Consider the following 21,260-nt stretch of genomic DNA (forward strand, 5'->3'; position numbering starts at 1 on the left):
TTATGTACAACTTACCGTCAGGCAATCAGATTTGGCAAGAAAGTGGACAGTGCGGGGATCATTGCAAACAAAATACCGCAGCCGATCTCCACCAACACGAACGGCAACACCTGTTTGGAAATGCCGCCGACGGTGCGGCCGCTTAAGCCGCAGGAAACAAACAAGCAGGTACCGAATGGCGGCGTCGCCTGTCCCATCGCCAGCAAGAACACGAACACCAGACCGAACTGAATCGGGTCGATACCAAACGCTACTGCAATCGGAGCGAGGATTGGGGCAAGGATCAGGTTGGTTGCACCGACCTCGAGGAACATACCGCAGATGCACAGCAGCACAATAACGATCGCCCAGAACATCGCCACGCTCGATACGTTGGAGACCATGATCTCGGTGACGAACTGCGGGATCTGATAATAGGAGATCAGCCAGCCGAACATCTGCGCGGTGACGACCAGAATCATCAGATTGGAGGTACCGACGGCCGTGCTCTTGATGATCGACCAAACACTTTTGAGCGTGATCTCACGGTAGATCGCAAGGCACACTAACAGGCCGTACACCACTGCGACAACAGCAGACTCAGTCGGGGTAAAGATACCGGCATAGATGCCGCCCAAAATGATAATCGGCATAATCAGTGCCCAGATCGCATCCTTGAACGAGGTCAGGAAGCGCTTGAACGAGAAGTGATCGGCCTTGGGGAAATTGCTGCGCTTTGCCTTGATAAACGCCCACAGGCACAGGAACACGCAGCAGATGATGCCCGGGAGCATGCCTGCCATCAGCAGTTCACCGACCGGCACACCGGTGATGTTGCCGTAAATGACCATAACGATGCTGGGCGGAATGACAATGCCCAGCGTGCCGCCAATGGCCTGCACAGCTGCGGCATAATCCTCAGGATAGCCGCGCTTGACCATTTCGGGGTACATCAGGCCGCCGATGGCTGCGGTCGTTGCGACCGACGAACCGGAAATCGCGGCAAAGAATGTGCAAGCGACGATCGACACGAGCGAGATGCCGCCCGAGATCCAGCCGACCAGCGAGTCAGCAAATGCAACCAGGCGTTTTGACAGACCGCCCTTACTCATTACGTCGCCGGCCAGCATGAACGCCGGGATGGCCAGCATGGAGAAACTGTTGGAATTTGCGAAGATGCGCTGCGCCAGCACGACAAACGTCAGCTTGGGATCGAGCAGCACAGCCACCGCACACGCCAGACCCAGCGACCAGCTGATCTCCAGGCCGAGTGCCATTGCAACAATCAAAACAATAACCAATGCAATCGCTGCCGTTTCCATAAATCAGGTCGCCTCCTTTTTCTGTTCCGTGCAGAATTCATACACGTCGACAATGCTGGCCAGCACGTTCATCAGGTAACCGACCAGGATAATCGCATACAGAAAATCCATTGGGATACCCATGGCCGGACTGGTCTGATAGCTGCCGATCTGCATCAACTTATAGCTGCCGTAAACAAATACGGTGTTGACAAAAATCGCGACAAATTTGCGCACCAGCAGCAGCGCGGTCGCCGCGCCGCCCTTGAGGTAGTTGTCGATGATCTCAATGCGCACGAACATTTTACGCGTGATCGCCAGATTGGCGCCCAGCACGATCACCGCGACGAACAGGTAGCGCGACAGCTCCTCCGACCACGGCAGGCTGTAAAAGATCACAAAGCGGCAAAAGGTCTGCAGAAATACCACCGCGATCATGGCGATCAGGCAGATGCTGACCAGCGCGTCAAACACCTTCTGCACCTTCTGGAATGCGTTACGAAACGTTTTCATCTTCATCCCCCTCGACTGCAAGCGCTTCAATGCGGCTCATGACATCGCCGAACTGCTCTTCCCACTCTTCATAGAGCGCGGCGCCGGCGTCGATAAAGCCCTGCTTGTCCGGATAGGTCACGGTCATGCCCTGCTCCTGCAGTTCGGTGATCGCTTCCTTGTCCATCTGCCGGTTGACCTCGCGCTCGTGGATGCCGCATTCCATCGCGGTTTCGGTAAAGATTTGCTTAGTTTCCTCGTCAAAGCTCGCCCAGGTGCGCGGGCTGACGATCAGAAATACCGTCGAATAGGCGTGCTCGGTGATTGCCAGGCGGTCATTGACCTGCGCAACGTTGTTGGTCAGGATGACCGTGCAGGGGTTTTCCTGCCCGTCGAGCGCACCCTGCTGCATGGCGGTGTAGGCCTCGCCCCACGCCATCGGCGTCGCATCCGTGCCCATCTCACGCCAGAAATTGATGTGGATCATGTTTTCCATCGTGCGGATCTTGAGACCCTGCACGTCGTCAATCGAGTTGACGTCGACCTTGCTGTTGGTCAGGTTGCGGAAGCCGGACTCCCAGATGCCCAGGCCCTGCAGCTGTACAGTGGACAGCTTGTCGAGGAACTCCTGTCCAATCTCGCCCATGAACACCTTGTCAGCCTGTTCGTTCGAGGTGATCAGATAGGGGATGTCGAGCGCCTGAAACTCCGGGATGAAGTTGCCCAGCGTTGACTGGTTAACGACCGAAATGTCGATCGAGCCCATCTGGCAGCCCTCGATCGTGTCGATCTCGGCGCCAAGCTGACCGTTGTGATATACCTCGATCTTATATTTGCCGTCCGTACGTTCGTAAATCAGGTCGGCAAACCGGTTCATTTCCTGTCCGATCGCACCGGTTTCTGATGAAGTCTGCGCCATGCGCAGCGTCACGGTGCCCTCCGGCCAATGGATGGGTTTCGCGTCCTGCCAGATGGCGCCTGCCGCGCAGACCAGCGCGACACAGGTCACAATGGCAGCAATGCCTTTTTTACTCATCGCAGTCTCCCCTCCTGTCAAGGTGTCTGTAACGAGCCGTCACGCTTGCGCGTCTGCGTCCAGGTCGTGACAGTGTTCTCACAGGGATACTTTGCCGCTTCCTTTTCATCCAAATCGACGCCCAGACCCGGCTTATCGTTGGCGTAGACATAGCCGTCGCGGTATTCAGGCAGGCCGGGGAATACCTCAAGCAGCGCACCATGCGGGCCCTTGAGCTCCTGAATGACGAAATTGGGCGGTTCGATACCGCTCCACTCCTGCACGCCGAAGTTCTGGGCGGCAAGGTCGATGTGGATGTTGGCGGCATGCGCCAGCGGGGACATATCACCCGGGCCGTGCCATGCCGTGCGCACGCCGAACTGCTCCGCGAAGATCTGCAGCTTGCGGGCCGGGGTAATGCCGCCAATCTGGCTGATGTGGACACGGATAAAGTCGATCAGATGCTCGGTAATCAGTGTTTTCCATTCAGCCGGATTGTTGAACAGCTCGCCCTCGGCAATCGGGATCGAGGTCTGGCGGCGCAGTTCGCGCAGCCAGGCGGTCTGCTCGATCGAGACCGGATCTTCCAGGAAAAACAGGTCGTATGGCTCGAGTGCCCGCGCCAAACGGATCGCTTCCACCGGCGCGATACGCTCGTGCACATCATGCACCAAGTTGATATCGTAGCCGATCTTGGCGCGGATACCCTCGAACAGCTTGACCGTGTCTCGGATGTACTGCCGCGCGTCCAGATAAATGCCCTTGGGCGCGTTTTCCGGCGCAGTGGCCGGGATGACGCCGTAGCTGTCGCCGCCGTAACCGCCGCACTGGCAGCGGATGGTCTGCAGGCCCATTTCCTTAAAACGCAGGATGTTGTCGCACAATTCCTCCAGATCGCGGCCGTCCGCATGCCGGTAAACCGGCACGCCCTCGCGGCACTTGCCGCCGAACAGCTGGTACAGCGGCATGCCGGCCAGTTTGCCCTTGATGTCCCACAGCGCCATATCCACGCCCGAAATCGCGTTGTTGCTGATTGGACCATTGCGCCAGTAGGCGTTCTGGTGCATCAGCTGCCAGAGTTCTTCAATGGCTTCCGCGTCCCGTCCACGCAGCAGCGGGTCGAGGTACTCTTCCACCACGGTCTTGACCGCCAGATGCCGGTAGGCAAAGGTCGCGCATCCCAGGCCGTACAGGCCGGGCTGGTTGGTCTCCACCTTGACCACCACCAGATTGATTCCCTCCGGCGCTGTGCAGATCACACGAACCTTTTCGATTTTTACTACCATCGTGTTCTCCTCTCTTACCGCCTTACTTGTTTGACGTCTAACAAGTTTGGCCACTAAAATAAAGATAGTCGCTCTTTTTCCTTGAACTTGTCGGACAAGTTATGCTCTTAGTATAGTCCGCTTCGACCATTTGTCAACACCATTTTTGGAAATAAATCGCCCCAAAAAGCATTTCCTGCGTTTTTCACAACACTTTATCACCACTTATGTCTAATATGCACAAAACAGCGCCGCGGCAGGGATCCTTTCCCTGTGCCGCGGCGCCTTGTCTTACTTGTTCGCGGGTTTTTTCTGGCCGTCCCGGCCGGTGCGCGTCTGGAGTTTATCGATCGCGTTCTGCATATGCTCGAACATCAGGTCGTGCGCGGCATCCGCATCACCCGACCGGATCGCGCTCAGGATCAGCGTGTGGTAATACACACCATCGCGATAGCCGAACAATGAGCGCAACTGCGAGTGGTTGCGCCGCGTCTCGTCGAACACCTTGGATACGCTTTTTTCAAGAATGGGGTTCTGCGTGGCCGCGCAGATCGCCTCATGAAACTGCATATCGGCGGTAACGAACTCCTCCTGTGCCTCCGGCCCCTTGTTGGCGGCCATGACGTCCAGATATTCCTGCAGTTTCTCCAGCAGCGCCGGAGTCGCATGCTGCGTGGCCAGCCTTGCTGCCTCGCTCTCAATGATACGACGGAACTCGAGCACCTTGACAATGTCCTTGCAGTCCTCCGAGGTGATCTTATATTCGCTCTCTGTTTTCTCGTCCACCTGATTTTCCAGCAGGAACGTGCCCTTGCCGTGTTGGCTCTCGAGCACGCCCAGCCCGATCAGGTGCTGCAGCGCCGTGCGCACGCTTGCGCGGCTGACGCCGAGGATCTCGGTCAGCTGGTTTTCCGACGGGATCTTCTCGCCGACCTTCCAGTTTCCTGCGTTAATGTTGTCCTTACAATATTGCACAACCTGCTCTGTCACATTGCTGCGCGTAATCATCCAAAAGCGCCTCCCTGCCTTGGCATTGCTTTCCCCGTATACTGCCGGGATTGGGAAGCACCCACCCGGAAACGCGCTTCAGCGCGCCGGACGCACGGGTCTCTGTTCGGTGAAAGCTGCCCTAAGCCATCATTTCTTTTGTAATAATTATACGCAGAAACGATTTCTTTGTCAATTTTGGCGCCGTGTTACATGGCCTCCTGTTTCCCCAATATCATTTTTAGCATAGGGCATTTCCAATATGCAAACCTCTATCTTTTCTCTGCATGCACATGTTTTGTCACAAAAAGATTGCATACCATTCGACAAACAGCAGTAGTTTCGCCTTGTTTCATTGTCCGCATGGTTGTCTACAGAACACAAAAAACCGAACCAGCTTATCGCCAATCAGCACATAGCGGTCAGCCACAGCTCGCAGCGGTACGACCTGCTTTGCCTCGGCGCGTCCGCCGATGCGGATGGCACAGCCGGTCGCGTTGTGCCGCACGCAGTTGGTCAGCAGGTTGTTGACCTCGCGCCGCAGCAGGAACTCGTCCGCTTCAATCTTGGGCAGCGCCGCATCTGGCAGATCGACCCCGACGAAAAGGCCCTCGGCCAGCCCGCCGTCGAGAAAATCCGCCGTCACGCGGCGCACAAAGGCCGTCGGTCTGGATCGCGTTCCTGATCCTGCCGCTGTTCCCCGCCACGCTCGGCATGGGAAAATACCTTGCTAATCTGGACACATTGCAAAGCGGTTGGTACAGCCTATGGACCAGGCACACACTGTTTGCTGCGATGTTTTTCCTGCCTGCCCAGTTCGGGTGTGTTCTGCACCTGGCAGTGGCGACTGGCGCACACCGACCACAACTGGAACAGTCTGATAACCGCGCCCGTCCCCATCCGCGACCTGTATCTGGCCAAACTGCTGCTTACGGCGAGCATTTCAGAGCTGGCGCAGGCCTGCATCGGCGAGATTTTCGGCCTGCTGGTTCTCGGACAGGGCTGGAGCTACGCTTTCCCCTATTCACTGCTCTCCCTCGGCATGCGCGCGAACACCCCGGAGATGACGCTCACGCTTGCGCCCTTCCTGCTCACCTGCGCGGCATACACCGTGCTGTTTGCAGTGCTTTCCATCCGGTATATGCAGCGGCGGGAAGCGACAGAAGAATAGCAATGTTATGCGGCAAAAAGCCCGTCCGCCGGGAACCGGCGGACGGGCTTTGTCTGGTTATTGCGCGCTGATCGTATCCACGACCGACATCTCCCGGATGCGCCGCGCCGGGCTGCAGATGGCAAGCCACGCAGCCAGCAGCATGACCAGTAGGATCACCCCCAGCGCTCCCCACGGCATGTACCATGAGTTACCCCAGTTCGGTGTGATCATATTTTCAAAGCTGAACCGGTTGAGCGGGATACCGGCGGCGCAGCCCACGACGATGCCGCAGGCCACATAGGTCAGCGTTTCGGCCGCGACCATGCGCAGCAGCTGACGGCTGCTCATACCGATGGCGCGCATCGCGCCGTATTGCTTCATGCGTGCGGACACGCTCATCGAAATGCTGTTGACGATGTTGAGCACGGTAATCAGCGCAATCAGCGCGAGAAAACCGTAGAAAAACAGCGCGAAGGCGTAATAGGTGCCGCGCACCTCGCTGTTGCTCAGCAGGCGGTTGGAAAAGGCATAGTCGCTGCCCGCGAGCAGCCGAATCTGCTCGACCTACTCGTCGGTCTTGCCGTGTCGCAGCTGCACATCGATGATCGTGTAATCGCTTTGGCCAGTGATGGCGGTAAACAGGCTTTCCGAGCAGATGACTGTGTCCGAGCTGGTTGCAAACGGCGTATAGTTCAGCGTCGCAGCGACCGGGAGCGTTTTTTCGCCTTGCGGCGTGTCGAACACGACCGTATCGCCCGGTTGATAACCGCTGCCCTCTTTGCAAAACAGCAGCACGCCTGTGCCGTCCCGCGCGGCCTGCAAGTCCCCCTCCCTGACCATATCCTCCGCCCAGCCGAACTGGTTGTCCTCAAAGGAGACCAGCATGATGTTGACCGACTCGCCCGCCACCTGCCCCGGCAGGTCATAGGCAAAGCTGCGGCCGAACGCTCGCTCGACAAAGGGCAGCTCGCTGATCTGCTGCGCGAGCGCCTTGGGCACGTTGCAGCTGTCGTCCTTGCTCAACACCGACGCATCCGGTGTGTACGGCTGCAGCGGCTTGACCGCGTTTTGCATGAAGTCGAGCGTCGGGCTGAAGCCCAGAAACAGGATGATACTGAACGCAAACGAACCGGTCATCAGCAGGATGTTCTTGCGGCTGTGCAGCGCATGGTGCACGCCGAGCCTAACTTCGACCGGCACGCGCCCCGCGCGCACCGCCTTGCCGCAGGCAATGCCAGGCGCGGCGTTGCCGGAAACCGCCGTCAGCGGCGACACGCGCGACGCCCGGCGCGCCGGGGCGCGCGCAGCGAGCAGCACGGTCACAAGGCCAATCACCGTACCGCATATCAAGCTGACCCAGCTGACCGCAACCACCGGCATGTCGCCGAAATAGAAGTCGCTGGCCTGCCGCAGCACGGCGCACAGACCCCAGATCGTCACAACGCTGAGTGCCAACCCCGCCGGGATCGCGCCGACGCATAATTGCAGCGCTTCGCGCCGCACCAGCCGTTTGACCTGTCGGGGCGTCGCGCCGAGGCAGCGCAGCATGCCGAAAAACTCAGTCCGCTGCGCGACGTTACTGTTCAAACTGCCCGCGATCATCAAAATGCCCGCCGCGACGACCAGCACCGCAAGCACCGCTGCGATCAGGTACAGCCGCAGCATGGCAGAGTCATCCGTTTGCAGTGTCAGCGTTAACAGTTCTTTGTTCTGCTGCACCCGCGTTTCGTCCAGCCCATACTCCGCGCAGATCTCGTCGATCGCCTGTGGAATGCGGCAGTGCGGCGCAAAGGCGACATAGAGCATAAAATCCTCCGGCTTGGTGTCGGGCATAAAGTGCGTCCGATACCCCTCGACATTGAAAAACAATGCATACGCCCCGCTTTGCGACAGCAGCGGGTTGTTGCCTGTAAAGCCGGACAGTGTAACCGGCAATGTCCCGGTCGGCGTTTGCAGCGTAATCGTGTTACCCACCGACAAACCGAGCTGGATTTTCATATCCTTTGTTGCAAGTGCTTCGGTCTCGGTCTGCGGAAACGTGCCGTCCTCGATCTCGAGCGCGGGATACAGCGTCAGCATATCCTCGTCCATGCCGCAGATCCCGGTTTTGACGCCGCCAACCTGATATTCCAGATCGAGGTTGTAGTTGGTCACAATATAACGGCTGCTCGTCTCGATTTCAGCGCGCTGGGCGATCAGGCTCTGCTGCCGGTCGTTCAGCCCGGGAAACGCCGCGTGCCACGCGCCCTGCTCGAGAATCGTCCGCTGCGTCATGCTGCGGACCTCCATATCGGCCATACCGAAAATGCCCGCAATCAGAAAAACAGACAGCACAATGCAGAGTCTTGTCAATCGGCTCTGCCGCTGGTGTACCCGCGCCGAAACCGGCACCAAATCAAGATAATGCTTCATCGGTCGTCCCTCCCAGATCGGTCAGCACGCCGTCGGACACCTGCAGGACGCGGTCGACACCGGTTGTCAGATGCCAGTTGTGCGTGATCATCAGAATGGTCTGCTGATAGCGGCGGGACGCCTGCGTCAGCAGCGCCATCACGTCCTGACTATTGCGGCTGTCCAAATTGCCGGTCGGTTCGTCGGCCAGAATCAGCTTGGGCCGGGTGATGAGCGCGCGGCCAATCGCGACGCGCTGCTGCTGTCCGCCGGACAACTGGCTGGGCAGGTGGTGCCGCCGATCAGCCAGACCCAGCAGGTCGAGAATCTCGTCGACCGCCGCCGGATCGGGCTTGCGGTAATCAAGCAGCAGCGGAAATGCAATATTTTGCTCGACGTCAAGCTCGCCGATCAGATGAAACGACTGAAAGATAAAGCCAATACTGCGCCGCCGGAAAATCGTGCGCGCCTCCTCACGCATAGCGAACAGATCCTGTCCATCCATCTCGATGTGGCCGGACGTCGGTGTGTCCAACGCACCGATGCAGTTGAGCAGCGTCGATTTGCCCGAACCGGACTCACCCACCACCGCGGCGAACGTACCCTTTTCGAGCGAAAACGAAACATGACGAAGCGCATCCACCCTCGTCTCCCCCTGCCCATAGGTCTTGCACAAGTCGTCTACTCTCAAAATCTCCATATCAGAAACCTCCTTGCTTACACTCTACCACGCGCGCTTTACAGGCGGGTGAATTTCACCTTACGATTGTGTAAGCGGGAAGGAAATCGTGAACGCCGCGCCTTGCCCCGGCTCGCTCTGCACGGAAAGCAATCCGCCCTGCCCCTCTGTGATTGCCTTGGCAAGCGGCAACCCTAATCCAACGCCGGGCGTGTCCAATGTGCGTTCGCTGCGGTAAAACCGCTTGAAAATATGGTGAATATCCTCAGGCGCAATACCGCAACCGTCGTCCTCGACCTTAATTTGCAGCAGTACAGGCGTGCACGACCACGAAACACAGACGCTGCCACCTTGTTCGGTGTGGTCGAGCGCGTTTTTGACGAGATTGCCGACGGCCTCCGCTGTCCATGCCGGGTCGCAGGCAAACCGCTGTGCCAGCTCCCCCTCCATACGGATGGTCTTACCCTCGCACTGTGCGCGCGTTGTCAGATCCTGTACCGCACGCTGTACGAGCGCGGCCACTGTGACCTCCTGCCGCACAAACCGGACGCTGCCCGCATCCAGCCGCGCAATCTTGAGCAGCATCTGGATGAGCCCTTCCATGCGGCGCAGCGATGCACCCATTTTTACGGCAAACTCCCGCACGACGGCGGTGTTTTCCGGCTCATCCGCAAGGATCTCCTGATACATCATCATGGCCGCGAGCGGCGTCTTGAGCTGGTGCGAAATGTCTGAAATCGTCGTCTTGAGCTGTTCCTTGGCCTGCCGTTCAGCCTGTTGCTTGGCCTGCAATACCGTCGCCAGCTGCTCAACCGCCGCGAACAGCTGGAACAAGCTGCCCTCGCGGTTCTGCGGCAGCCAAATGGAAAAGTCACCGTCCAGATAGCGGCGCACGATTTGCGCCGCGCGGTCATACTGTGCCCGGCGCGTACGCAAAAAGCAAAGCGTCCCGACAAACAGAAAACAAACAAGCGCGGCACACACAGCTAGCACCGCGCCGTTCATCATCCACCGAAATGCGCCCAGCGTCGGCAGCAAGGCAGCGGGCGTCTGCTCGGTCATACCAAGTAAGTCGAGCAAATGTGTACCCTCTTGGGTCGTGCTGTCACTTTGCAGCGCGGTTGCTACGACAGACTCAGACACGCCTTGTTCGAGCAGTGCGGACGCGATCTCGGCGCTGCGGGTAAGATACAGCGCCCGCGCTGCGTGACTATATGCCGTACCAAGCATCATCCCTACTGCAAGCAGCAGCGCCGCAAACAACAGCAGGAACATCACAAACTGCCGTACCTGTCGGTCGCACATTATGTCCCCTCCTCCTTCCACTGGTAGCCGAACCCGCGCACCGTGCGCAGACGGCGCGGTTGGGACGGATCGTCCTCGACCTTTTCGCGCAGCCGACGCACATAAACCGACAGCGTGTTATCATCCACAAAGTCCCCGCCGTCATCCCACAGCGCACGCAGGATGCTTTCGCGCGTCATCACGCGCCCGGCATTGCGCACCAGCAGGCAAAGCAGCCGGTATTCCGCGCCGGTCAGCTCGAGCAGTCGGCCATCCAACGTCACACGGCTGCCCAGCAGGTCGATTTTGAGTGCGCCGCTCTGCAAATACTGCCCCTGCGCCGCTGTCGCCCTGCCCGCCCGGCGCAGTAACGCCCGAATACGCGAGCATAGCTCGCCCAGCCGGAACGGCTTGGTCAGGTAATCGTCCCCACCGCAGTCCAGCCCGCGGATGATGTTTACCTCCTCATCGGACGCGGTCAAAAACAAAATGGGTACAGCACTGCCTGCTGCGCGCACCGCTTCGCAGACCGCAAAACCCGTGCCGTCCGGCAGCGTCACATCCAGAATCAGCAGATCGAACCGGCCGATCTCGGGCAGGCGCGCCCGCGCCTCGGCTACCGTGCGCACCACCTCGACCGCAAAACCGTTCTTTTGCAGCGAATACGTCAGGCCGTCGACCAGACTCCGGTCATCCTCCAGCAACAGCAGTTGGTTCACGAAAATCCCCTCCATTCCAGGTTGCTGACGTCATTATAGCATACCCGGCACCCGTTTTGCGCCGGCTTACGAAATTGTAAGGCAAAGGTTTTCCCAAAAGGTGCGGTATCCTCTCATCTTTCTATTGACAACAATCCTTGTCAATGTTACACTATATGTGACAATGATAGTTGTCATCCTGACATGGATATTTGTCAGAAAGGAGAGGACGCGATGCCGCTTGGAAATCGCTTGAAGGAACTGCGGGCGGCCAAGGGCCTCAATCAGCAGAGCTTGGGCTCGCTGGTCGGAGCCTCCCGCCAGACCATCAGCCTGATCGAGCGCGGCGACTATAACCCGTCGATCACGCTGGCGCTGCGCATTGCACAGGTTTTTGAGACAACCGTGGAGCAGGTGTTTTACCTGACTGAAGAGGAGGAAGAGAAATGACCAAGGAACGCAAAAAATCGACTATTTACATTCGTTTTGCCGTGGGTATGCTGGTCTGCGCCGCGCTGGGCGCCATCGGCGGCTGGTACGTCGGCGCGGCAGAGAACGATCTGTTTGCCGCCCTGAACGCGTTCAACCGCACCCTTGCAGCGCCCGGCCTATGGTGGTTTGCCCCCGGCTATCTGCTGCTGGCGGTCGGTACGGTTTATTTTTTCCGTGCGAAGTCGCTGCTGCCGCAGGCCGAAGCGAACGACCACGCATTTGAAGAAGCCGACCGGCGGCTTTGTCTGGCGCTCATTCTATCCGGCGTCTGCATGGTGCTGCTGTTTATCGCGCTCGGCATCAGCGGTCACGCCATGCTTGCCGGGCCGGTCGCCATTCTGTTCATGGTACATACCCTCGTGCACTTGGTTTGGATCGTTGCGCTGCAGGCGGTCACGGTCAAAGCCACCAAGGCCATCCATCCGGAAAAGCGCGGCAACGTGTTCGACACCAAATTTCAGAAGGACTGGTATCAAAGCTGCGACGAAGCTGAACAGCAGAAGATCGGCCAGTGCAGCTATTTCTGCTTTCGCCTGATGTCCACCATTTTCCCCATTGCGATGCTACTGTTGTTCTTCCTGTCCAGCAGCAAAATGGTCCAGCCCGGCTGGGTTCTACTGGTCGGCCTGCTCTGGCTGGCGCAGCAACTCAGCTACCAATGCATGGCCTATCACCTGGATCATGGCAAAAAGAAAGGCGCGCGGTAAGCCTGCCCCCTGCCCGAACAAAGCCGAAGCGGCGGAACCACACCCGGTTCCGCCGCTTTCGTTTTGTTTCTACTTTCTGCCGCCTTTCTCCGGCAAACATGACACACAGCTGTCGCGTTCCTGTGCTATAATACAAGCAAAGAAAGGCGGTGGCGTGATGAAAATGGATCGGCTGATCGGCATTCTGTCCCTGCTGCTTCAGCGGGACAAGGTCACCGCCCCGGAGCTCGCGGCACACTTCGAGGTGTCCCGCCGGACCATCCAGCGGGACATCGAATCCCTGTGCCGGGCGGGCATCCCCATCGCCACCACGCAGGGCGCGGGCGGCGGCATCTCCATTCTGGAAGGCTACCGCGTGGATCGCACCGTACTGACCGCACCGGAGATGCAAGCCATCCTCGCAGGTTTACGCAGTCTGGACAGCGTCAGCGGAACGCGCCGCTACGCACAGCTGATGGAAAAGCTGTCCGCCGGGACGAGCGGGCTGGTGCCCGGCGGTGCCCATATGCTCATCGATCTTTCCTCTTGGTATAAGACCAGTTTGCCGCCAAAAATTGAACGCATCCAGCATGCCATCGAACAGCACCGCACCATCCGCTTTACCTATTTCTCGCCCAAGGGGGAATCTGAGCGCACCGTCGAGCCTTACTATCTGGTGTTCCACTGGTCGGCGTGGTATGTGTGGGGCTGGTGCGGACTGCGGCAGGATTTCCGCCTCTTTAAGCTGAACCGCATGACGGACCTTGCCTCTGGTGAGCCCTTTGTTCCTCGTTCCGCCCCCTTGCCCAATCTGGAACCGGAGCGCATCTTTCCAGCAAAGTATCAGGTCACTGTCCGCTTTGATCCGGCATGCCGCTGGCGGCTGGTGGAGGAATACGGTGCGGACCGCTTCACCGTGGCGTCGGACAGCTGGCTGTGTTTTACCGGCGGCTTTCCGGACGCGGACAGCGTCCTCAGCTGGGTCTTGACCTTTGGAGACAATGCAGAGCTGCTGGAGCCGAAAGAGCTGCGGGACCGGTTGGGGGCGTTGGCCCAAACTTTGGCTGACCGTTACCGAAGGAGGGATTAGCATGGCATCTCATCGGGATTTTGTAAACTTTGTGGCCGAACAGCTGCGGGAGGCCGGCGTAATTCGCAGCCGGAAGATGTTCGGCGAATACGGTCTTTACTGCGACGATATGTTCTTCGCCGTTATCTGTGACGACCAGCTTTTTGTGAAGATTACGCCACAGGGAGAAGCGGCGTTCCCAAGCCTGCCCAAAGCCCCGCCCTACGAGGGAGCAAAGGATTACATCTGGGTAGAGGATGTGGACGACCGGGACACCTTGACCGCGCTTACTCGTCTCACCTGTCTGGCGCTTCGGGAGCAGCTGCTGAAAAAGCGGAGGAAATGATCATGGCTTTTGACTACAAGAAAGAGTACAAGGAATTCTATCTGCCGCCCAAAGCGCCGGGCATTGTCTCCATACCCGTCATAAACTTTCTGGCGGTGCGTGGGCAAGGCGACCCCAACGAGGAGGGCGGCGCATACAAGCAGGCCATCGGCATGCTCTATGCCGTGGCGTTCACCATCAAGATGAGCAAGATGGGCAAACACAAGCTGGAAGGGTACTTTGACTATGTGGTGCCGCCGCTGGAAGGACTGTGGTGGCAGGATGGCATCCAAGGCGTAGACTACGCGCGCAAAAAGGATTTTCAGTGGATCTCGCTCATCCGGCTGCCGGAGTTTGTGACAAAAGCAGCCTTTGACTGGGCAGTCCGGAAAGCAACGGAGAAAAAGCAGCAGGATTTCTCCTCGGTAGAGTTTTTCTCGTGGCAGGAAGGACTATGCGTCCAGTGCATGCACATCGGCCCCTATGATGACGAACCCGCCACCGTGGCCGCCATGGAGCAATACGCCGAAGCGCAGGGCTACGCGACGGACTTCGGAGAAAACCGCTTTCACCACGAGATTTATTTAAGCGATGTACGGCGGTGCAAGCCGGAGCGGCTGAGAACCGTGATCCGGCAGCCGGTCAGGAGGATAACATGAAAGGTTTTACACGAACAGAAACCCGTTTTTCGCTGTGTGGGCTGCAATGCGGTCTGTGCACCATGCACTTGGGCGGCTACTGTCCCGGCTGCGGCGGCGGAGTGGGCAATCAAAGCTGCGCGATTGCCCACTGCTCCCTCGAGCACGGTGAAATACAGTTTTGCTGGGAATGCCCGGAATACCCCTGCTCCCGCTACGAGGGCTTTGACGACGGTGATTCCTTTGCCCCTCATCGGAACCGACGGCAGGATATCGTTCAGGCCCGCGAACTAGGGTTGGAGGCCTTCGTTGCGCGGCAAGCCGAAAAGCGGACGATTTTAGATGAACTTCTGGCCCATTACAACGACGGTCGCCGCAAAACGCTTTTCACCACAGCAGTCTATCTGCTGCCGCTCGAAGAACTGCTCACCGTGATGAATGCGTTGGAAAGCCGGCCAGAGCTGACCGGAAAATCCATCAAAGAACGCGCGCTTGCCGCTGTGGACTTGCTGCAGAAAACGGCTGACCGTCAGGGCATCAAACTAAAGCTCAACAAAAAACCGAAAAAGGGGTGATCGCATGTCAACTTCCAAGGTAACAGTCCACTTTTCCTGCTCGGTGGAACGGGTGTGGCAGACGGTAACCGACCTCACCTGCACCGCGTGGCGCAGCGACCTTGAGCGGGTAGAGGTCGTGGACGAAACCCACTTCATCGAACACACCAAAAGCGGCTATACCACCAATTTTACGGTTATTGCCTTAGAGCCTCCCTACCGTTGGGCCTTTACCATGGAGAATAACAACATGTCCGGCTCTTGGGAGGGCATCTTCGAGGCAACAGCGGACGGCGCCCGGCTGACCTGCACCGAAACCGTGAACGCCAAGCACTGGTGGATGCGCCCTTTTGTTCCCGGATATCTGAAACGGCAGCAGAAGCTGTATCTGGACGATTTGCGAAAGGAACTTGACCATGGAAATCAGGCTGGCACAAGCACAGGACATTGACGCTTGGATGACGCTGGTGGAGCAGGTGCGAGATGTCTTTCCCGGCTTAGAGACCACTGAAGCTATCGCCGAACACCGGGTAACCGTGCTGCACTTTATTGCGCAGTCCTCAGCTATCTGCGCGATTGATGCAGATCGTATCGTCGGCATCTTACTGTTTTCCAAGGAAACGGGCGAACTGTGCTTTCTGGCGGTTGACCCAGCCTGCCGACGGCAGCATGTCGCGCAGCAGCTGGTGACCCACATGCTGACACAGCTGGATGCAGACCAAGGCATCACCGTAACCACCTATCGGGAGGACGACCCGGATGGACAGGCGGCGCGGGCGTTTTACAAGCATTTAGGCTTTACGGAGGGACGGCTGACTGAGGCGTTCGGCCATCCCGTCCAAGAACTAATCCTGAAGCGGAAGCCTACCAGACAAGCGTGAATCAAAGTAAGCCCGGATGAAGATACTTCATCCGGGCTTACTTTGATTTGTCCATCTTTTTACCCTATCATCCGGGGGCACTGTCCGGCTTTCGCAACCGGAATACAGATCAGCAGTTCAAACCATCCATCTTTCGCGCCGACCTGCAATGTACCGCCGTTGCGCAAAGCGACCTCCCGCATACTGGGCAGCCCCAGTCCGTGCGCGGATGAGTCTTCCTTGGTTGTTGGCAATCCGGGCAGCACTTCCCCATCCAAAGTATTTTTCACCCGCAGCATGAACAGCCCTTTGTGCACCTTGCACCGAACGATGACCGTTTTCTCTTCTGCCCGCACAGCCGCTTCCATCGCGTTGTCGAGCGCATTGCCCAGCAAGGCACAGAGATCGGTATCGGAAAGCGGCAGCGGCTCCGGCAGCGCAACGGCAAAATCCGGTGTAATTCCTGCCTGCCGCATGGCTTCCGCCTTGGCGGTCAGCACAGCATTTGCGATTTCATTCTCGCACATGCGCTGTGCGCCCTGCAAGGCAGGGGACGCCGAAAGCGCATCCAGATAATGAAGCGCCCCGTCCGTGTCGCCCTGTTCCAGCCGCACACGGATCACCGTCATATGATTTCGCAGGTCATGGCGCAGCGTGCGCACCTGCTGCACTTGCCGCTGCAAGCCCTGATAATACACCTCACGCACCGAAGCCAAGCGACTTGCCTGCTCCAGCTTTTCATGGTCTAACATCACCAATACCGCCCGCAGCAGCATGACCGCGGTCAACAGCACAAAGGGCAGCACAACCAAACCCAGATTCATCGCCTGCGTATAGGCGGCAGAAGAAAGATATTTATTATACGTCAGCAGCACCACAGCCACCAATGCGCAAAACGGCATCACCGCTAGACCCAGCATCAGCCGCCACAGTCCTGCAGATAAAACCACCGGCTCCTGCGGTAGACGGTGACGCAGCGCAAGATACAGTCCGCCGAACGCGACAGACCGCAGCAGCCGTGTCAACACATCATATCCCTGCACATACTGCAAATAGGTGTCCAGCATGGCGCAAACCGACATCACAAGGCAGAAAAAGATCAGACACATTGTCAGCCGCCCGATGCGGTCGCCGCGGGTGCACACGAAAAACGCCGCCAGAAAAAACGGCAGCGTATAGAGCAGGTTGGGGTCGCCCACCCAGATCACCATACCGCTGCTGCCGGCAAACAGCAAAAGCAGCAGCGCGCCCCAGCCTTTTCCCCGGATCGACAAAAAAGGGCACGCCAGACGGTAGATGAGCCACCCATTGAACAGAATCAGCGCCACCCAAGCCCCATTGCTCACCAGCTGCGTGAGCCACTCCAAAAGCCGCTCCCCCATTGGCTATCCCTCCAGTTCCGCACGGGTCAGCGCCAGCAGCGCGTCTGCGAAACAGGCACGGCTGATTGGGAGCCGTGTGCCGTCTGCCAGCACTGCCTCACTGCCCTCCACCCGCTCGACCGCCGCCGCGCGCGCCAGATAGCGCTGGTGAAGCCGAACAAAGCCGTCGACCTCTGCCGCCACCTGATCGAGTTTACTGTAAAAGGTGTATTCTCTTTCGGGCGTGACGCAAGTCACCTTGCGCCGGTCGGAGACAAAATACAGAATGCGGCCGACCGGGATGCGGTAATGCGTATCTCCATTGCGGCAAACAAAGGTGTGTTCCATGCCCCGGCACAGCGCCGCCTGCGCCCGGTTCAGAATATCCTCGATCTGTTCCGGTTTCGGCGGCTTGAGCAGATAGCCCAGCGCGCCGACGCTGTACCCGTCGAACACGTACTCGGCATAGCCGGTGACAAACACCAGTTGCAGATCCGGGTCAGCCGCGCGCAGCCGTCTGGCGGTCTCCATGCCGTCCAGCTGCCCCATCTCGATATCCAAAAACACCAGATCCAGCTCCCCTGCGTGCCGCTCCAGCCATTGCAGCAGCCCTTCGCCGGACGAAAAAGCAAAAAACTGCGCCTCACACCGCCGCTCCAACACCCGCTCGAGCGCGGACTGGAGCGCCAGTCTGGCATCCGATACATCATCACAAATGCCGATCCGCAGCATCCCTATACCCCCATTCCCTCTGCCCTGCCGCAAGGCGGGGCTTTTTTCATGCCGTCATGGTCACTGGGGCTATTCTACCACGGCTGCCCGTTTTCATCAAACCAAACTTGACAGCAAATCCGCCGATTATGACAAGTTGGAACGAAGCGTCCCTAAACTTTCCCGTTTTGGCGTGGAAAATGACGGGGCAGTTTGCCCGCTCCCCTGCCATACGGTACGCTGAAAGCAGAAGTGCCGGACACCAGCCCGGCGATATGCCAATGCAGAAAGGAAGGGGTCGCTATGCTGACCGTCAAAGACTTACACAAATCCTATCAGGTGGGAAACGCCACCTATGAAGTGCTCAAAGGGGTGTCCCTCACGGTGGACGAAGGCGCGTTTGTCGCCGTGATGGGGCCGTCCGGTTCGGGCAAAACCACGCTGCTCAACTGCATCTCCTGCTATATCCCCGCGGATCACGGCAGCATCCTGCTGGGCGACACCGAACTCGCCCGGCTGGACGAGGACACGCTGGCCATGGTGCGCAACCGAAAGCTGGGCTTCGTGTTTCAGGAGTTCCTGCTGCTCGACGGGCTGACCGTCCGGGAGAACATCCTGCTGCCTGCCATCATCGGCGGCACGGTTTCCGAGGCAACAGAAAACCGTGCGGACCAGCTTTGCGACGTGTTCGGCATTGCCGCCATCCGGGACAAATACCCGGCAGAAATCTCCGGCGGCGAAAAGCAGCGCACGGCTGTGGCACGCGCGCTGATCAACCACCCGCTGCTCATCCTCGCCGACGAGCCGACCGGCAATCTGGACTCCAAGTCCTCGCGCGCGGTCATCCGCTCCTTTGAACAGGCCAAAGCCGCATTGGGCGCGACGATCTTTATGGTGACGCATGACTCGTTTGCCGCATCCTTCTGTGACCGGGTCGTCATCCTCCGTGACGGCGTGGTGTGGCAGGCGCTGGACAGGGGCACGCTCGGGCGGAGCGCCTTTCAGGATCTGCTGCTGGACGCCATCCGCGAAATGGGCAAGGAGTGATTGATATGCGGACATTTTCTCAAGTCTACGCGGTTCTGCGGCGCAAAAGCATCGGGCAATATGCTCTTTTAACAGGCTGTATCTTCTTCTCTGCGCTGCTGATGACCGCCTATACATGTATGATGCGCTCGCCCACCATCCTCACGGTGCTGCCGGAGGGCGGCGACAGCCGCAAACAGGTGATGATGATTTTTGTGCTGGCAGTCATCGGCTGCGCCGTATTCACCACCTACGCCGCCGGGCTTTTCTTCCGGCAAAAGTCCCGGGAAACCGGCGTGTTCCTCGCCTTGGGCGCCTCGCGCAAGCAGCTGCGCAGCGAACTCTGGAAAGACCTCGCTGTGATTTCACTCGGCGCCTGCGCGGCCGGTGCGATACTGGGCGGGCCGCTGGCCTGGCTGATCTGGACGCTGTTTCGGCTGTTTCTGGTCGATTCCCAGCAGATGGCGCTCTCCTTTACGCCCCAGTCCTATCTGCTGCCGCTGGCCTTTGCGGCCTATGTCATCGTCATGCTGTTTTTTCTATGCGCGTGCTTTATCCGCAGAACAAACATCATCGACATCGTGCAGGAATCCCACCGCTCCGAACCCATCCGCGCGGTCAAACGCTGGTATGGCCCGGTCGGCATCGTGCTGCTCGTGATCGGCGGCGCGGGCGGTTACCTGATGCCCTCATTTTTCATCAGATTCTTGCACTGGTATGCACCTGCGGTTGTGAGCGGCATCTTTTACCTGCCCGCCCTGATCGGTATTTATATGATCCTGCTGCACACGGTGGTCAACGGCTGGCACGGGAAACGCCAGAAGTATAAGAATATCATCTCCGTCTCCCAGATGCGCTTTCAAGGGCGGCAAACCGTCCGCAATATGCTGGTCATGACGCTGCTGATCGCCGGCGCCTACTTTGCCAGCTTCTATGCCCCCATACTCTCGACCAACTCGACCTATGGCATCGACCAGCGGCCAGTGGACTTCGCCTATCACTGGCGCAACGACCAGTCTCTACCACAGCAAAGCGAGGTGGAAGAACTGGCCGCAGCGTATCATGTCACGATTACCTCGTGGACGCAGCAAACTGCCGCTTATCTGGGTACCGACGGCACCTATTCGGTGGAAAAAGAAAACGGCGCGCTCGGCACGACCTATTCCACCGAATACGCCGAACTGCTGGACGGGGCTTGCTTCTTTTCGGAAAGCGCATGGAATGCCCTGACCGGGCAGGAGATCGACCTCGCGCCCAGCACCTGCGCCAATGTGCTCGATGACGACGGCGGCAGCAACTATCTGTCCGGCGGGGACGTGACCATTGTCACCAACATGGTCACGCGCAAGCAGCTGCATGTCACACCGGCCGAGCCCCTGCGATACACCATGCTGCTTGGCAGCTATGTGCTGGATGACAGCGATTATGCCGTCATTTCCGCAGGGCTGACCGATCTCTGGCAGGAAACCCATGTCTTTTTCAATGTTTCCGACGCAGATTCCAGTTATTCCTTTGCCAAGGCGCTGTTCAACGAGATCGTTGACCGCTCGGATCTGGAGGTCATGCAGCTCGACGCCTATGATCTGGTCAGTGCTACACTGGCAGCGGAAGCCGGCCAATCCTACACTTACAGCCGCGAGAATGTTGCCGCCAGCGGATTTCCCGTCATCGATCCAGCAGACCGCAACTCCTCTGATTTCCGCTCCTATTGGCTGTATATGCCGCAGTTCCGCGTGCTGGACAAAAGCGACTTCGTCACAACTATGGCGGTGTTCCTGATGCTGTTTGTCTTTATCGCGCTGATCTGCTTTGCGGCGGTGTTTGTCATTGCCTATACGCGGTGCATCACCATTGCCCTGACCAGCCGTCAGGTCTACGACGACCTCCGGCACCTCGGCGCACCGAAAGCCTACCTGTTTCAATCCATCAAAAAGCAGCTGACACGGGTGTTTTTCGTCCCTGCGCTCGTGGGCACCAGCCTGATTTTCGCTTTTTACAGCATGATCCTGTACTTCAACGACAACCGGTTCACCGCAGGTGAATTTGCCGGCATGGCGGCCTGCGTGATCGTGGTCGCGGTGCTGTCCGCCGTGCTGTATGCCATTTACCGTCTAACCCGCCGCGATGTCTGCCGCAGGCTGGGCATCTGATGCGTCTCCGCGTACAAAAATGTACTGTGCTTCTCCTACAGCCGCCGGGCACTTCCCGGCGGCTGATCTGCTTTGTCCTGCTGCGTCACTTGTAATCTGCGCATAAAGCCCTATAATAGAAACGGTAAAAGCAATCCCACTGCA

Annotated in this window: 24 protein-coding genes; 11 read left to right on the forward strand and 13 right to left on the reverse strand. The window is 58.4% G+C overall.

The features are described 5' to 3' along the window. Positions 1 to 17: 17 nt before the first annotated feature. The 6 genes from EJL02_RS02815 to EJL02_RS02840 all read right to left on the reverse strand — a co-directional run bounded on the left by EJL02_RS02815 (position 18) and on the right by EJL02_RS02840 (position 5,694). Positions 18 to 1,301, reverse strand: a complete 1,284-nt coding sequence (locus tag EJL02_RS02815; protein ID WP_125114883.1) for a TRAP transporter large permease — start codon at positions 1,299 to 1,301, stop codon at positions 18 to 20. Positions 1,302 to 1,304: 3 nt separating this feature from the next. Then, the gene (locus tag EJL02_RS02820; RefSeq protein ID WP_125114884.1) at positions 1,305 to 1,793 is read right to left on the reverse strand and encodes a TRAP transporter small permease; all 489 of its coding nucleotides are present in this window, start codon (positions 1,791 to 1,793) and stop codon (positions 1,305 to 1,307) included. Then, entirely contained in the window at positions 1,777 to 2,808 is a 1,032-nt protein-coding gene (locus tag EJL02_RS02825) for a TRAP transporter substrate-binding protein (protein ID WP_125114885.1), read from the reverse strand. Before EJL02_RS02825 ends, EJL02_RS02820 begins: the two co-directional genes overlap by 17 nt. 17 nt (positions 2,809 to 2,825) lie before the next feature. Continuing rightward, a complete protein-coding gene (locus EJL02_RS02830; protein ID WP_125114886.1) occupies positions 2,826 to 4,073 on the reverse strand; it encodes an enolase C-terminal domain-like protein in 1,248 nt (415 codons plus the stop codon). A 270-nt stretch (positions 4,074 to 4,343) separates the two neighbouring features. Then, complete coding sequence (locus EJL02_RS02835; protein ID WP_125114887.1) at positions 4,344 to 5,060, reverse strand: FadR/GntR family transcriptional regulator; 717 nt, start codon at positions 5,058 to 5,060, stop codon at positions 4,344 to 4,346. Between the two features lie 331 nt (positions 5,061 to 5,391). Beyond that, on the reverse strand, positions 5,392 to 5,694 hold the full coding sequence (locus EJL02_RS02840) for a hypothetical protein (protein ID WP_125114888.1): 303 nt from the start codon (positions 5,692 to 5,694) through the stop codon (positions 5,392 to 5,394). A 132-nt stretch (positions 5,695 to 5,826) separates the two neighbouring features. Here EJL02_RS02840 and EJL02_RS02845 point away from each other — a divergent pair, with 132 nt between their 5' ends. Beyond that, positions 5,827 to 6,210 (forward strand): ABC transporter permease, encoded by a 384-nt coding sequence (locus tag EJL02_RS02845; protein ID WP_243114383.1) that lies wholly within the window; start codon positions 5,827 to 5,829, stop codon positions 6,208 to 6,210. 57 nt (positions 6,211 to 6,267) lie between these two features. Here the strand turns inward: EJL02_RS02845 and EJL02_RS02850 are convergent, their stop codons facing one another. From EJL02_RS02850 to EJL02_RS02870, 5 genes are all read right to left on the reverse strand, one after another. After that, complete coding sequence (locus tag EJL02_RS02850) at positions 6,268 to 6,687, reverse strand: ABC transporter permease (protein WP_164510243.1); 420 nt, start codon at positions 6,685 to 6,687, stop codon at positions 6,268 to 6,270. A 69-nt stretch (positions 6,688 to 6,756) separates the two neighbouring features. Continuing rightward, positions 6,757 to 8,604, reverse strand: coding sequence for an ABC transporter permease (locus EJL02_RS14320; protein ID WP_206426938.1), 1,848 nt, complete (start codon positions 8,602 to 8,604; stop codon positions 6,757 to 6,759). Continuing rightward, positions 8,588 to 9,283 (reverse strand): ABC transporter ATP-binding protein, encoded by a 696-nt coding sequence (locus tag EJL02_RS02860; RefSeq protein WP_125114890.1) that lies wholly within the window; start codon positions 9,281 to 9,283, stop codon positions 8,588 to 8,590. The genes EJL02_RS14320 and EJL02_RS02860 overlap by 17 nt, the downstream gene beginning before the upstream one ends. Before the next feature lie 60 nt (positions 9,284 to 9,343). Beyond that, entirely contained in the window at positions 9,344 to 10,567 is a 1,224-nt protein-coding gene (locus EJL02_RS02865) for a sensor histidine kinase (protein ID WP_125114891.1), read from the reverse strand. Continuing rightward, complete coding sequence (locus EJL02_RS02870) at positions 10,567 to 11,265, reverse strand: response regulator transcription factor (protein ID WP_125114892.1); 699 nt, start codon at positions 11,263 to 11,265, stop codon at positions 10,567 to 10,569. Before EJL02_RS02870 ends, EJL02_RS02865 begins: the two co-directional genes overlap by 1 nt. A 213-nt stretch (positions 11,266 to 11,478) precedes the next feature. Here EJL02_RS02870 and EJL02_RS02875 point away from each other — a divergent pair, with 213 nt between their 5' ends. The 8 genes from EJL02_RS02875 (at position 11,479) to EJL02_RS02910 (ending at position 15,889) form a co-directional block, all read left to right on the forward strand. Beyond that, on the forward strand, positions 11,479 to 11,694 hold the full coding sequence (locus EJL02_RS02875) for a helix-turn-helix transcriptional regulator (protein WP_125114893.1): 216 nt from the start codon (positions 11,479 to 11,481) through the stop codon (positions 11,692 to 11,694). After that, complete coding sequence (locus EJL02_RS02880; RefSeq protein ID WP_125114894.1) at positions 11,691 to 12,443, forward strand: DUF3169 family protein; 753 nt, start codon at positions 11,691 to 11,693, stop codon at positions 12,441 to 12,443. Before EJL02_RS02875 ends, EJL02_RS02880 begins: the two co-directional genes overlap by 4 nt. 157 nt (positions 12,444 to 12,600) lie before the next feature. Next, positions 12,601 to 13,512: a helix-turn-helix transcriptional regulator gene (locus EJL02_RS02885; RefSeq protein ID WP_125114895.1), complete on the forward strand. Its 912-nt coding sequence runs from the start codon at positions 12,601 to 12,603 to the stop codon at positions 13,510 to 13,512. A 1-nt stretch (position 13,513) separates the two neighbouring features. Continuing rightward, positions 13,514 to 13,837 (forward strand): TfoX/Sxy family protein, encoded by a 324-nt coding sequence (locus tag EJL02_RS02890; RefSeq protein WP_125114896.1) that lies wholly within the window; start codon positions 13,514 to 13,516, stop codon positions 13,835 to 13,837. Between the two features lie 2 nt (positions 13,838 to 13,839). Further along, positions 13,840 to 14,475 (forward strand): GyrI-like domain-containing protein, encoded by a 636-nt coding sequence (locus EJL02_RS02895; RefSeq protein ID WP_125114897.1) that lies wholly within the window; start codon positions 13,840 to 13,842, stop codon positions 14,473 to 14,475. Further along, positions 14,472 to 15,029, forward strand: a complete 558-nt coding sequence (locus EJL02_RS02900) for a DUF3795 domain-containing protein (RefSeq protein WP_125114898.1) — start codon at positions 14,472 to 14,474, stop codon at positions 15,027 to 15,029. The genes EJL02_RS02895 and EJL02_RS02900 overlap by 4 nt, the downstream gene beginning before the upstream one ends. 4 nt (positions 15,030 to 15,033) lie before the next feature. After that, positions 15,034 to 15,459, forward strand: coding sequence for an SRPBCC family protein (locus EJL02_RS02905; RefSeq protein ID WP_125114899.1), 426 nt, complete (start codon positions 15,034 to 15,036; stop codon positions 15,457 to 15,459). Continuing rightward, complete coding sequence (locus EJL02_RS02910; protein WP_125114900.1) at positions 15,425 to 15,889, forward strand: GNAT family N-acetyltransferase; 465 nt, start codon at positions 15,425 to 15,427, stop codon at positions 15,887 to 15,889. Before EJL02_RS02905 ends, EJL02_RS02910 begins: the two co-directional genes overlap by 35 nt. A gap of 59 nt (positions 15,890 to 15,948) precedes the next feature. Here EJL02_RS02910 and EJL02_RS02915 read toward each other — a convergent pair whose 3' ends face one another. Both EJL02_RS02915 and EJL02_RS02920 read right to left on the reverse strand, forming a co-directional pair. Beyond that, the gene (locus tag EJL02_RS02915; RefSeq protein ID WP_125114901.1) at positions 15,949 to 17,250 is read right to left on the reverse strand and encodes a sensor histidine kinase; all 1,302 of its coding nucleotides are present in this window, start codon (positions 17,248 to 17,250) and stop codon (positions 15,949 to 15,951) included. A gap of 3 nt (positions 17,251 to 17,253) precedes the next feature. Beyond that, positions 17,254 to 17,961, reverse strand: a complete 708-nt coding sequence (locus EJL02_RS02920) for a LytR/AlgR family response regulator transcription factor (RefSeq protein WP_125114902.1) — start codon at positions 17,959 to 17,961, stop codon at positions 17,254 to 17,256. Positions 17,962 to 18,243: 282 nt separating this feature from the next. Between EJL02_RS02920 and EJL02_RS02925 the strand changes: the two genes are divergently transcribed. Beyond that, positions 18,244 to 18,987, forward strand: a complete 744-nt coding sequence (locus EJL02_RS02925) for an ABC transporter ATP-binding protein (RefSeq protein WP_125114903.1) — start codon at positions 18,244 to 18,246, stop codon at positions 18,985 to 18,987. 5 nt (positions 18,988 to 18,992) lie between these two features. Beyond that, on the forward strand, positions 18,993 to 21,116 hold the full coding sequence (locus tag EJL02_RS02930) for an FtsX-like permease family protein (RefSeq protein WP_125114904.1): 2,124 nt from the start codon (positions 18,993 to 18,995) through the stop codon (positions 21,114 to 21,116). Positions 21,117 to 21,260: the final 144 nt, after the last annotated feature.

Origin of the sequence: Agathobaculum sp. Marseille-P7918 (assembly GCF_900625105.1) — a bacterium.
Lineage (GTDB): Bacteria > Bacillota > Clostridia > Oscillospirales > Butyricicoccaceae > Agathobaculum.

What these genes read in the sequence shown, in the direction of transcription:
- EJL02_RS02815 (WP_125114883.1), bottom strand. Translation starts at nt 1,301, where the DNA reads ATGGAAACGGCAGCGATTGCATTGGTTATTGTTTTGATTGTTGCAATG.
- EJL02_RS02820 (WP_125114884.1), bottom strand. Translation starts at nt 1,793, where the DNA reads ATGAAAACGTTTCGTAACGCATTCCAGAAGGTGCAGAAGGTGTTTGAC.
- EJL02_RS02825 (WP_125114885.1), bottom strand. Translation starts at nt 2,808, where the DNA reads ATGAGTAAAAAAGGCATTGCTGCCATTGTGACCTGTGTCGCGCTGGTC.
- EJL02_RS02830 (WP_125114886.1), bottom strand. Translation starts at nt 4,073, where the DNA reads ATGGTAGTAAAAATCGAAAAGGTTCGTGTGATCTGCACAGCGCCGGAG.
- EJL02_RS02835 (WP_125114887.1), bottom strand. Translation starts at nt 5,060, where the DNA reads ATGATTACGCGCAGCAATGTGACAGAGCAGGTTGTGCAATATTGTAAG.
- EJL02_RS14320 (WP_206426938.1), bottom strand. Translation starts at nt 8,604, where the DNA reads ATGAAGCATTATCTTGATTTGGTGCCGGTTTCGGCGCGGGTACACCAG.
- EJL02_RS02860 (WP_125114890.1), bottom strand. Translation starts at nt 9,283, where the DNA reads ATGGAGATTTTGAGAGTAGACGACTTGTGCAAGACCTATGGGCAGGGG.
- EJL02_RS02865 (WP_125114891.1), bottom strand. Translation starts at nt 10,567, where the DNA reads ATGTGCGACCGACAGGTACGGCAGTTTGTGATGTTCCTGCTGTTGTTT.
- EJL02_RS02875 (WP_125114893.1), top strand. Translation starts at nt 11,479, where the DNA reads ATGCCGCTTGGAAATCGCTTGAAGGAACTGCGGGCGGCCAAGGGCCTC.
- EJL02_RS02880 (WP_125114894.1), top strand. Translation starts at nt 11,691, where the DNA reads ATGACCAAGGAACGCAAAAAATCGACTATTTACATTCGTTTTGCCGTG.
- EJL02_RS02885 (WP_125114895.1), top strand. Translation starts at nt 12,601, where the DNA reads ATGAAAATGGATCGGCTGATCGGCATTCTGTCCCTGCTGCTTCAGCGG.
- EJL02_RS02890 (WP_125114896.1), top strand. Translation starts at nt 13,514, where the DNA reads ATGGCATCTCATCGGGATTTTGTAAACTTTGTGGCCGAACAGCTGCGG.
- EJL02_RS02895 (WP_125114897.1), top strand. Translation starts at nt 13,840, where the DNA reads ATGGCTTTTGACTACAAGAAAGAGTACAAGGAATTCTATCTGCCGCCC.
- EJL02_RS02900 (WP_125114898.1), top strand. Translation starts at nt 14,472, where the DNA reads ATGAAAGGTTTTACACGAACAGAAACCCGTTTTTCGCTGTGTGGGCTG.
- EJL02_RS02905 (WP_125114899.1), top strand. Translation starts at nt 15,034, where the DNA reads ATGTCAACTTCCAAGGTAACAGTCCACTTTTCCTGCTCGGTGGAACGG.
- EJL02_RS02910 (WP_125114900.1), top strand. Translation starts at nt 15,425, where the DNA reads ATGGAAATCAGGCTGGCACAAGCACAGGACATTGACGCTTGGATGACG.
- EJL02_RS02915 (WP_125114901.1), bottom strand. Translation starts at nt 17,250, where the DNA reads ATGGGGGAGCGGCTTTTGGAGTGGCTCACGCAGCTGGTGAGCAATGGG.
- EJL02_RS02920 (WP_125114902.1), bottom strand. Translation starts at nt 17,961, where the DNA reads ATGCTGCGGATCGGCATTTGTGATGATGTATCGGATGCCAGACTGGCG.
- EJL02_RS02925 (WP_125114903.1), top strand. Translation starts at nt 18,244, where the DNA reads ATGCTGACCGTCAAAGACTTACACAAATCCTATCAGGTGGGAAACGCC.
- EJL02_RS02930 (WP_125114904.1), top strand. Translation starts at nt 18,993, where the DNA reads ATGCGGACATTTTCTCAAGTCTACGCGGTTCTGCGGCGCAAAAGCATC.